The 7429-nt window shown below is 69.7% G+C and carries 4 protein-coding genes; 3 read left to right on the forward strand and 1 reads right to left on the reverse strand.

Annotated elements, in window-relative coordinates:
• The coding region (locus ABDW35_RS27810) for a GDSL-type esterase/lipase family protein (protein ID WP_343717106.1) at window positions 1–810 on the forward strand (810 nt) is incomplete at its 5' end.
• Between the two features lie 220 nt (window positions 811–1030).
• On the opposite strand, the gene ABDW35_RS27815 is transcribed toward ABDW35_RS27810, so the two are convergent.
• Window positions 1031–1381 (reverse strand): DUF4112 domain-containing protein, encoded by a 351-nt coding sequence (locus tag ABDW35_RS27815; protein ID WP_343717107.1) that lies wholly within the window; start codon window positions 1379–1381, stop codon window positions 1031–1033.
• A gap of 172 nt (window positions 1382–1553) precedes the next feature.
• On the opposite strand from ABDW35_RS27815, the gene katG reads away from it, so the two are divergent.
• Complete coding sequence (katG, locus tag ABDW35_RS27820) at window positions 1554–3737, forward strand: catalase/peroxidase HPI (RefSeq protein ID WP_343717108.1); 2184 nt, start codon at window positions 1554–1556, stop codon at window positions 3735–3737.
• Between the two features lie 342 nt (window positions 3738–4079).
• Window positions 4080–7151: a hypothetical protein gene (locus tag ABDW35_RS27825; protein ID WP_343717109.1), complete on the forward strand. Its 3072-nt coding sequence runs from the start codon at window positions 4080–4082 to the stop codon at window positions 7149–7151.
• Window positions 7152–7429: the final 278 nt, after the last annotated feature.

Genomic DNA, 7429 nt, shown 5'->3' on the forward strand with positions numbered 1-7429 from the left:
GAACCCGGCCCGGCCGGCACGGTGCGCTTCGCCGGCCTGCCGGACCGCGACAAGGCCATCGAGATCTGGCTGCCGCACAACGAGACGACGGAGCTGCTGGCCCTGCGCACCGACGCGCCGGTGGCGCCGGCCGCCGCCTCGGCCCGCCGGGTGTGGCTGCACCATGGCAGCTCGATCAGCCACGGCTCCGACGCCGCCAGCCCGACCGGCACCTGGCCGGCCGTCGCTGCCGCGCGCGGCGGGGTCGAGCTGGTCAATCTCGGCCTGGGCGGCAGCGCCATGCTCGACCCGTTCACCGCCCGCACCATGCGGGACCTGCCGGCCGACCTGATCAGCCTCAAGCTCGGCATCAACCTGGTCAATGCCGACCTGATGCGCCTGCGGGCGTTCGGCCCGGCGGTGCACGGCTTCCTCGACACCCTCCGCGAGGGCCATCCCGAGACCCCGCTGCTGGTGGTGTCGCCGATCCTGTGCCCGATCCATGAGGACACGCCGGGGCCGACCGCGTTCGATGTCGCGGCGCTGGCTGCCGGGATCGTGCGCTTCCGCGCGGCCGGCGACCCGGCGGACAGCGGCGAGGGCAGGCTGACCCTGGCCGTGATCCGGGAGGAGCTGGCGCGGATCGTGGCGCAGCGGGCGGCGCAGGACCCGAACCTGCACTATCTCGACGGCCGGGACCTGTACGGCCCGGCCGACCACGAGAACCTGCCGCTGCCCGACGACCTGCACCCCGACGCCGCCGCCCATGCCCGCATCGGCGAACGCTTCGCCGGGCTGGTCTTCGCCGAGGACGGGCCGTTCGGGGCGTGATGGGGCGGCTGTCTCAGTCTCTGGAGCGAAACGAATTGAGATCCGGTCGCATCGAAGTCTGATCGGATCTCGGACGTCTTCTCGCGCTGCCTCCCCTGCTTGGCGGGAGAAGCCGGGCTCGCGTAGTGAGAGAGGGTGAGGGTTGGTCCTGTTCCGCCCGAAGGCGGAGATCCTGGACGGCAGCTGGCGATTCCCCCTGGCGCAACCGGTCGGCTGAGGCTCACCCAGGAACGCCCTGCCGCTCGAAATGCCGCCGCAGCAGCCGGGCGTTGCGGCGGTTGGCCTTCAGCCCGATGTCGAGGATGTCGCCCAGCACCGGCACGGTGCCGAGCGCGACGTCGAGCACGACATTGCCGGCCATCAGCGCCAGCACCCGGTTCGGCGCGCCCAGCCGCCGCGCCCGCAGGATCAGCCAGGCCGAGAGCAGGCCGCCGGCCGCGTCGCCCAGCCCCGGCACCAGCCCGATCACCGAATCCAGGCCGAAGCGCCAGCCCAGCAGCGGCAGGCGCCAGCGCGAATCCAGCAGGGTGGCGAGGCGGTCCAGGCGGTCCAGTTCGGCGGCGTGGTCCAAGGCAAATCCCGGGCGGTTGCGGCCGGGATGACATGGGACCGCGGCGGCCGGATGTCCATCACCGCCCCGCCGTCCATGCCATTGGCCGCGGCGTCGGAAGGGCTGGTGACTCCGGCCTGGGATCGTTCTAGTTTAGAACGACTCAAAACTGAGCAGCGCGAACGGAGGGAACATGGCCAGCGAAGGCAAGTGCCCCGTCACCGGCGGCGGCAGCCGCGGTCACACCAACCGCGACTGGTGGCCGGACCAGCTGAATCTTTCGGTGCTCCACCTGCACTCCGCCCTGTCGGACCCGATGGGCGAGTCGTTCGATTACGCCAAGGAATTCAAGACCCTCGACCTGGATGCGGTGATCAAGGACCTGAAGGCCCTGATGACCGACTCGCAGGAGTGGTGGCCAGCCGATTTCGGCCATTACGGCGGCCTGTTCATCCGCATGGCCTGGCACAGCGCCGGCACCTACCGCATCGGCGACGGCCGCGGCGGCGGCGGGCGGGGCCAGCAGCGCTTCGCGCCGCTGAACAGCTGGCCGGACAATGGCAACCTCGACAAGGCGCGCCGCCTGCTGTGGCCGATCAAGCAGAAATACGGCCGCAAGCTGTCCTGGGCCGACCTGCTGATCCTGACCGGCAACGTCGCGCTCGAATCCATGGGCTTCAAGACCTTCGGCTTCGCCGGCGGCCGGCCGGACACCTGGGAGCCCGACCAGGACATCTTCTGGGGCCCGGAGGGCAAGTGGCTGGGCGATGAGCGCTACAGCGGCGACCGCGAGCTGCAGGGCCATCTCGGCGCCGTGCAGATGGGCCTGATCTACGTCAATCCGGAAGGTCCGAACGGCAACCCGGACCCGGTGGCCGCAGCCCGCGACATCCGCGAGACCTTCGGCCGGATGGCGATGAACGATGAGGAGACGGTCGCCCTGATCGCCGGCGGCCACAGCTTCGGCAAGACCCATGGCGCCGGCGACGCCGCCAAGGTCGGCAAGGAGCCGGAAGGCGCCGACATCGTCGAGCAGGGCCTGGGCTGGATGAGCAGCCACGGCAGCGGCTTTGCCGGCGACGCCATCACCAGCGGCCTGGAGGTGACCTGGACCTCGACGCCGACCAGGTGGAGCCACGAGTTCTTCCGCAACCTGTTCGAATATGACTGGGAGCTGACCAAGAGCCCGGCCGGCGCCCATCAGTGGACGCCGAAGAACGGCGCCGGCGCCAACCAAGTCCCGGACGCGCACGACCCGTCGAAGCGGCACGCCCCGGGCATGCTGACCACCGATCTGGCGCTGCGCTTTGACCCGGTCTACGAGAAGATCTCGCGGCGCTTCTACGAGCATCCGGAGGAGTTCGCCGACGCCTTCGCCCGCGCCTGGTTCAAGCTGACCCATCGCGACATGGGCCCGCGGGCGCGGTATCTCGGCAAGCTGGTGCCGCAGGAGACGCTGATCTGGCAGGACCCGCTGCCCGCGGTCGACCATCCGCTGGTCGATGCCGGGGACGTCTCGGCGCTGAAGGCGAAGGTGCTCGCCTCCGGCCTCACCGTGCCACAGCTGGTCGCCACCGCCTGGGCCTCGGCCTCGACCTTCCGCGGCTCGGACAAGCGGGGCGGCGCCAACGGCGCGCGCATCCGGCTGGCGCCGCAACGGTTCTGGGAGGTCAACCAGCCGGAGCAGCTGGCCAAGGTGCTGGAGACCCTGGAGGGGATCCGGAAGGACTTCAACGCCTCGGCGGCCGGCGGCAAGAAGATCTCGCTGGCCGACCTGATCGTCCTCGCCGGCGGCGCGGCGGTCGAGAAGGCGGCGAAGGATGCCGGGCAGGATGTCCAGGTGGCCTTCACCCCGGGCCGCACCGACGCGACGGAGGAGCAGACCGACGTCGCCTCCTTCGCGCCGCTCGAGCCGAAGGCCGACGGCTTCCGCAACTATCTCAGCGCCGGCACGCATCCGCTGCCGCCCGAGGAGCTGCTGGTCGACCGGGCGCAGTTGCTGACGCTGACGGCGCCGGAGCTGACGGTGCTGGTCGGCGGGCTGCGCGTGCTGGGCGCCAATGCCGGGAACTCGCCGCACGGCGTCTTCACCAAGCGGCCGGGCGTGCTGACCAACGACTTCTTCGTCAACCTGCTCGACATGGGCACGCGGTGGCAGCCGTCTCCGGATGCCCATGGCGTGTTCATCGGCCGGGACCGGAAGACGGACGAGTCGAAGTGGACCGCCACCCGCGTCGACCTGATCTTCGGGTCGCATTCGCAGCTGCGGGCGCTGGCCGAGGTCTATGGCAGCTCCGACGGCCAGGCGAAGCTGGTGCAGGACTTCGCCGCGGCCTGGACCAAGGTGATGAACCTCGACCGGTTCGACATCGCCTGAGTTCGGCGGCAGGCCCCCGGCATCGGCCGCCGGGGGCCTGCTCCGGGTCTTGAGACTGACACCAACCCCGTCATGGCGAGCCCCGGTAGGGGCGTGGCCATCCAGGGCCGCTCGCACCGCCTGTGGATGGCCAGGGCGCTCCGCGCTTCGCCATGACGCGCTTTTAAGGGCAAGACGTTCCGCTAGAGTTGCATTTAGAGAAAATTATTCGCGAATTAAGCGATTGGATATCGCCGATTCCGGGTGATAGGTTGATCCTGTTTTAGGAATTTCTGAATTCGGCCGCCGTATCGGCCGCGTTTCTGTTTTGAGTTGAACATTGGCAAGCCGCCGGGGGGCGTCATGCGCAAAGCGATGGATTCGGCCGACCGGAGCGCGCTGGCGCGGCTTCGCGGGGCGGCGCGACGGGCGGGTCTGCTGCTGGCCGCCGGCCTCCTTCTCCTCACCGCGCCGGCCCTGGCCGATCCGGCCATCTGCACCGCCGAACGGCCGCTGCCGTTGACGCCGACGGACCCGGATCTGTGCAAGAGCCTGATCGACGCCGTGCGCCACCCCTCGGCCCTGCCGCTCGACCAGTACGAGGCCAAGCTCAACCAGTTCTTCGGCAATTACTGCCATCGCGACGCCGCCTCCGGCTGGCGCCGTGACAAGCATGTCCGCGATGCCGGCCCCTTCACCGCGACGCTGGTGGACGGCGCCTGGCAGGGCAAGGGCTTCGGCACCCACACCCCGGTGGTGATCTGGTACTCGCCCGACATGGCCGACTGGCTGGTCGCGCACCGCTCCGGCGAGGCGGCGGGGACCAATCCGCCGCCCCCGGTGCCGGACGGTGCGATCATGGTCAAGGAGATGTTCCCGTATCCGGCCGCCGCCTGTGCCGATGTCGATCCGGTGAAGCTGTACCCGACCTCCGGCGCCGCGGTGATGATCCGCGACAGCAAGGCCTCGCATGACGGCTGGTTCTGGGGCTGGTACGGCTTCGGGCCGAATGGCGGCTGGTCGCCCGACTGGCCGGCGAGCCCGAACAACAGCATCGGCAATATGGGCTTCGCCCAGTACTGCATGAACTGCCACGCCTCGGCCAAGGACAACCTGACCTTCGCCTCGCCGCGCAACATGGAGGGCGAGCCGGGGCGGCCGCTGGTCTATCTCAGCCAGTCCTGGTTCTCGCCGCCGACGCCGCCGGACCATCACCGCGCCGTCACCCTGCCGCCGGACGATGTGACCCGGCTGGGCGAGCCGCTGTACCAGGCCGACACGGCGGTCGACCAGGCGCTGCGCGCCTATCTGCTGAAGATGCCGGGGTGGGATTCGGTGCCGATGATGGCGTCGGCCAGCTACGACAACACCTGGGTCACCGCCGGCGGCCCGCGCCCGGCGGACCAGTTCGTCTCCTCGACCCAATGCCTGGGCTGCCATGACGCCGGCAGCACCGGGCTGCAATTCGACATGACGGCGCCGAACCCGCATGGCGACAATCTGATCAACCTGTCGCCCTACGCCACCTGGCGCAGCTCGCCGATGGGGCTGGCCGGGCGCGATCCGTTCTTCTTCGCCCAGCTGGCCAGCGAGACCCAGAGCTTCCATCCCGATGCGAAGCAGATCGTCCAGGACACCTGCCTCGGCTGCCACGGCATCCAGGGCCAGCGGCAGTTCCACATCGACACCTTCGCCGATGCCGGCAAGTGCCTCGACTTCACCCGCGAGATGGTGAATGCGGTGCCCTGGCCGGACGGCAACCCGACCGCGGCGCAGGCGAAATACGGCGCGCTCGCGCGCGACGGCATCTCCTGCACGTCCTGCCACCGCATGGCGCTGGGCCATGCCGCCGCCGGCATCGCCGACGCTCCGGAGAATGCCTGCATCGTCAAGCGGCAGGATTTCCTGAACCCGGACAACACCGGCTTCGCCCGCACCTTCACCGGCAGCTTCTTCGTCGGCGCGCCCGACAAGCTGATCGGCCCGTTCGAGAAGCCGCAGGTCAAGCCGATGCAGAACGCGCTCGGCATCACGCCGGAGCACGATGCGGCGATCAAGAGCTCCGAGGTCTGCGGCAGCTGCCACACCGTGCACCTGCCGGTGCTGCAGCCCGCGGTCCAACCGGTGCTCCAGACGGCGACGCCCGCGACCACGCAGGCTCCGGCGGTCATCACCCATATCTACGAGCAGACGACCTATCCGGAATGGGCGTTCAGCGCCTACCGCACCGGCACCACGCCCGACGGGCCGCTGCCGCTCGGCCCCGGCAGCCTGGCCCAGTCCTGCCAGGAATGCCACATGCCGTCGAAGACGGCGGACGGCAAGCCGATCCGCAGCAAGATCGCCAGCATCCAGGAATACAGCAACTTCCCGGAGGCCGAGAACAATCTGGGGCCGGAGGATATCGACCTCCAGGTGCGCGACGGTTTCGCCGCACACACGCTGGTCGGGCTGAACGTCTTCCTGATCAAGATCGCGCAGCAATTCCCCGACGTGCTCGGCATCCCCACCGGGGACCCGATGCTGACCAAGGGCGTCGCCCCGCTGGTGCGGACCGAGCAGGCGATGCTCGACCTCGCCGCCAGCCAGACCGCGGATGTCAGCGTCGGCAAGGTGTCGATGGATGGCGGCCGGCTGCAGGCCACCGTGACGGTGCGCAGCAAGACCGGGCACAAGCTGCCCTCCGGCGTCGGCTTCCGCCGCGCCTTCATCGAGTTCCAGGTGCTGGACGGCAATGGCAACACGCTCTGGGCCTCCGGCCGCACCAACGCGGCGGGCGCGCTGGTCGACCAGGCCGGCACGCCGCTGGCGGGCGAATACTGGTGGACCGACGACTGCAAGTCCCGCATCCGGCCGGAAGCGCGGCTGATGCAGCCGCATTTCCAGACCATCAGCCGGCAGGACCAGGCCCAGATCTACCAGGAGCTGGTGTCGACCCCGCCGCCCAACGCCACCGCCGCGATGTGCGGCCCGGGCAAGGCGCCCCAGGGCATGCTGACCACCAGCTTCCTGTCGATCTGCACCACGGTGAAGGACAACCGCATCCTGCCGCAGGGCTATCTGCCGCTGGCCGACCGCACCCAGATCGCCAAGGCCCTGGGCGCCGGCGAGGAGCTGGCGCAGGAGGCCGGCTCCACCGGCGTCGGCGACGACCCGGACTACCAGGCGGGCGGCGGCGACAGTCTGGTCTACGACCTGCCGCTGTCCGACCTGCCGGCCGGCAGCCGCCCGATCGCGGTCAAGGCCACGCTCTACTACCAGGCGCAGCCGCCCTTCTACCTGCAGGACCGGATGTGCACGGCGACCGGCGACGACCCGGAGCGGCTGAAATTCCTGGTCGGCCACCTGAATGTCGAGGGCACCCAGGTCGACGGCTGGAAGCTGGCCGTGGTCTCGAGCGGCTCGGTCGCCCTGCCGCTGCCGCAGGCGCCGTGAGGCTCAACGAGCCCCCCCTCCCCTCGCGGGAGGGGGATAGGGGAGGGGGTTCTCACCGCTGGAACCGGCCCGGTTCTGATGGTTCGGCCCCGATGCCGAGGCTCCTCCTTCATGCATTCGCGCGCGGACGCGCGCAGACCCCTCCCCCTACCCCCTCCCGCAAGGGGAGGGGGGACTAAATGGTCCGAACCGGTTAGATAGTGGACAGAATGGACCGGATACATCGTTGACAGGTTTCCTGGACGGCAAAGGGGGGCTTTGCCGATGCCGTTCCAGGA

Source organism: Inquilinus sp. (assembly GCF_039594555.1).
Lineage (GTDB): Bacteria > Pseudomonadota > Alphaproteobacteria > DSM-16000 > Inquilinaceae > Inquilinus.